This window comes from Sporomusa sp., from assembly GCF_057736855.1.
In genome coordinates, this window is record NZ_JBYKYF010000297.1 from 1 (window position 1) to 3768 (window position 3768).

The following is a 3768-nucleotide window of genomic DNA, read 5'->3' on the forward strand; positions in this document are numbered from 1 at the left end:
TGTCTCAGGCATATTTTCTTATCAAAAGCTGGGCAGAATGGAAGATCCGGATTTTGTTATCAGGCAGATGATCGTGTCTGTTGCCTGGCCGGGGGCTACTGCGAGAGAGGTAGAAGAGCAGGTAACCGATAAAATTGAGAAAAAATTACAGGATACTCCAGGGCTGGATTATCTAAAAAGCTACTCCCGCCCGGGGCAGGCTGTTATTTATGTCAATTTAAAGGAAACTATCCCGGCCAAAGATATTCGTCCTACTTGGCTTGAAGTACGCAATATGGTTAATGATATTAAAGGTACATTACCACAAGGCGTAGTCGGGCCTGCTTTTAATGACCGGTTTGACGATGTGTTTGGCAGCATTTATGCCCTAACGGGAGATGAATACAGTTACGAAGAACTGCGTGAACAGGCCGAGAAAATTCGCAGGATTTTATTAGGGGTAAATGATGTAAAAAAAGTTGAACTTGTTGGTGTACAGGAAGAAAAAATTTATGTCGAAATGGAAAGCAGCAAGTTGGCCGGACTGGGGATAGATCCCAATATTATTATTGCTTCGGTAAAAGCACAAAGTGCGATGACGCCTTCCGGGATGATAGAAACATCTTCTGATAATGTATATGTACGGGTGTCGGGGTTATTTGAGAATCTGGAAGCGCTTAGGAATATGCCCATCAGAGTCAATGAGCGCACCTTCCGGTTAGGTGATATTGCCAGGATTGAGCGCAGCTATTCTGACCCTATAGAACCTAAAATGTTTTTTAATGGACAGCCCGCCATCGGCATTGCGTTATCTATGGCTGAAGGAGGGAATATCCTTACCCTGGGAGAGGAGCTGGCCAATGTTACGGCTAAGCTTAGAACCGAGTTGCCGCTAGGCATGGAATTACATCAAGTATCGAATCAGCCTAAGGTAGTAAAAGAATCCATAAACGAGTTTGTTAAAACATTGGCTGAAGCTATTGTTATTGTGTTGGCAGTTAGCTTTTTCAGTCTTGGTGTTCAATCAGGCGTTGTTGTGGCGCTTTGTATACCTTTAGTTATTGCCGGAATCTTTGTTTGCATGGCGATTGCCGGTATTGATTTGCACAAAGTGTCTCTGGGTGCATTGATTATGGCTTTGGGACTGCTGGTTGATGATGCCATTATCGCCATTGAGATGATGACTGTAAAATTGGAGGAAGGCTGGGAACGCTTTCAGGCGGCTTGCTATGCCTATACGGTTACTGCTTTTCCCATGCTTACAGGTACGCTGATTACCTGCGCTGGTTTCATACCCATTGGTTTTTCTAAAGGTATTTCGGCAGAATTTACCAGCAGCCTTTTCCCGGTTCTTACTATTGCGCTACTAATTTCCTGGATTGTTTCGGTTATGGTTGCGCCGCTAGTAGGCTATAAGCTCATCAAACCCAAACATGTTGCAACGCCAGAGCATAGTATTCATGATACGAAATTTTACCGGCTCTTTCGTCAGATTCTTGTCTGGTGCCTTACTCATAGAAAAATTGTGCTTAGTGCAACAGTAGCTTGCTTTATCGGATCTATCTATTTACTAGGGTTTATAAAACAGGATTTTTTCCCGCCTTCCATTCGTCCTGAACTCATTGTGGAGATGACGTTGCCGGAAGGTTCTTCCTTAGCCGCAACCGAGCAAGAGGCCAAGAGATTTGCCGATAGTCTTGCTGGTGATCCGAATATTGAGAGTTACAGTTATTATGTGGGTAAGGGAGCACCACGCTTTATTCTTACTTTTGAACCCAAGTTGCCGGCTGACAATTTTGCGCAGTTTATTATAGTGGCCAAAGATCTGGAAGCTCGCGAAGCATTAAATATGAAAATTGAACAGGTATTGGCTGAACAATTTGAAAATGTGCAAGGTAATATCAAGTTAATTCAAACTGGCCCACCTTCAGCATATCCTGTTATGCTGCGAGTTAGCGGCTATGATCATGAGCAGGTTCGGGAGATTGCCAACCAGGTAAGAGATGTTATGGCTGCTGACCCTAACCTGAAAAATGTCAACTTTAACTGGAATGAAAAAAGTAAGGTTATGCGTTTGACTGTTGATCAAGACAAAGCCAGAATGCTGGGAATTAACAGCCAGGGCTTGGCGCTGGATTTGCAGACTCAATTGTCTGGTGCTACGATTGCTGAGTTTTATGAACAAGATCGGACCATTGATATTGTCTTTCGCATTGACGCACAAAACCGTAAGGACTTGGCCAGTATCAAAGATTTGCCGGTACACATCGGTCAAGGCAAATTTGTACCATTAGAGCAAATTGCCAATATTAGCTATGAGGCGGAAGACGGGCTAATATGGCGGTACAATTTAAAGCCGACGATTACCGTGCAGGCTGACGTTGTTTCCGGTGTAACCGGTAATGACGCAACCAAGAAGGTTTATGAAAGCTTACAGCCGATACGTGATAGTCTCCCCACTGGTTACAGCATTGATATTGGCGGAGCATCTGAACAAAGCAAAACCTCAATCGGCTTTTTGCTAGAAACCGTTCCGGTAATGATAGTGGTTATTATGATCTTGCTTATGCTGCAACTGCAAAAAGTTTCTTTAATGATTCTTACGCTGCTTACTGCACCTTTCGGCATTATCGGGGTAAGTGCAGCCATGCTGCTGACCATGCGGCCTATGGGATTTGTAGCTGAGCTTGGAATCTTAGCACTTAGTGGGATGATTATTCGCAACTCGGTGATTCTGATTGACCAGATTGAAAAGCATATTAAAGCTGGTGAGACTCCATGGGATGCGATTATTAATTCTGCTATTGTGAGGTTCCGCCCCATCCTGCTTACCGCGGTGGCGGCGATACTCGGGATGCTGCCTTTAGTCCCAAGTACTTTTTGGGGTCCAATGGCGGTAGCCATTAGTGGTGGCTTACTGGGAGCAACGGTTATGACCTTACTGGTTTTACCTACCATGTATGCAGTTTGGTTTAAGGTTAAACCAGAAAGTAGCGAGAATAAGGTGGCTTAAAACAGATGAAGAGAAGGCCAGGGAAAACATATAGTTTTTCTGGCTTTCTCTTTTTTACAGCGGATTTTTAGGATAATCATAAGAACACCTTTCTTCGTAGATACTTTTGTATATAAGGGTAAATATTCTACTAGGGAGGGTTAATCTTGAGCAAAGAAAGCGAAGGTTTGTCTGCTTGGCAGTTAACAATGATGGCATTAGGAACCGTTATCGGCGGCTCATTTTTTCTTGGGTCAGCCGTTGCGATTCATACTGCGGGTCCGGCAATTATCATCAATTATCTAATTGGTGGCGTTTTGGTATATATTACGCTTTATGCATTATCAGAAATGACGGTTGCAGATCCGGCTCCTGGTTCCTTTCGTACCTTTGCGCAAAAAGCCTATGGTCCTGCAGCTGGTTTTGTTGTAGGATGGGTATACTGGGCAGGGATGGTACTGGCTATGTCCAGTGAAGCCATTGCCGTAGCCGCGCTATTGCGTCCGTGGCTTCCGGAGGTTTCCCTACCGGTTCTGGGCGCGGGCATTATTATTGCTGTTACTGTACTTAATTTGTTTGGCGCAGATCGTCTAAGCAAACTGGAAAGTGGTCTGGCTGCCGTAAAACTCATCGCCATTGTCGGATTTATTGTTTTGAGTGTAGCGATCGTTAGTGGCATTATGTCAGAGGGAGCAGCCACTGGCCAGGTGGCTGCACAGCCTATATTTCCCGGCGGAATAGGCGGACTTGCAGGCAGCATGCTTATTGTAATGTTTTCTTATGCCGGCTTTGAAATC

2 protein-coding genes are annotated in these 3768 nt (G+C 44.5%); both read left to right on the forward strand.

Annotation, left to right across the window (positions count from 1 at the left end):
• The coding region (locus AC29Z1_RS14960) for an efflux RND transporter permease subunit (RefSeq protein ID WP_488272257.1) at positions 1 to 2992 on the forward strand (2992 nt) is incomplete at its 5' end.
• Positions 2993 to 3138: 146 nt separating this feature from the next.
• A partial coding sequence (locus AC29Z1_RS14965) for an amino acid permease (protein ID WP_488272258.1) occupies positions 3139 to 3768 on the forward strand: 630 nt, incomplete at its 3' end.